We start from the raw sequence: 354 nt of genomic DNA on the forward strand, positions 1-354 counted from the left end.
CGGGCCCCCCCTGCTTCATTTGCCACCCCACACGCTCCCGTTCCGCTTGTCCCCCTCCCACTGCGCCCCCCACTTGTCCCGGCCGGCCGCCACCAGCCTTGCGCAGGGGTCTGACAATCGGGCCCGGCCGGCGGCCGGAGCGCGCGGGTCAGCCGGCCTTGGCGGCCTTGGCAGCCTTGGCGGCAAGCGCCGCGGCGTCCTTCTCCTGCTTCTCCTTGATCCGGACGGCCTCCTTGCGGACGTCCACCTGGTTGGCGCGCTCGTGCTGCAGCCAGAGCGGGTTCTCGGCCTTGACGGCCTCGATCTGCTCGGTGGTGAGCGCCTCGGTCACGCCGCCGCGGGCCAGGCCGGCGA

At 73.7% G+C, this 354-nt stretch carries 1 protein-coding gene; it reads right to left on the bottom strand.

The features are described from left to right. Window positions 1-148: 148 nt before the first annotated feature. A partial coding sequence (locus ACFV6I_RS30910) for a DUF5997 family protein (protein WP_380428845.1) occupies window positions 149-354 on the bottom strand: 206 nt, incomplete at its 5' end.

The sequence above is a fragment of the Kitasatospora sp. NPDC059803 genome (assembly GCF_042732255.1).
Taxonomy (GTDB): domain Bacteria; phylum Actinomycetota; class Actinomycetes; order Streptomycetales; family Streptomycetaceae; genus Kitasatospora.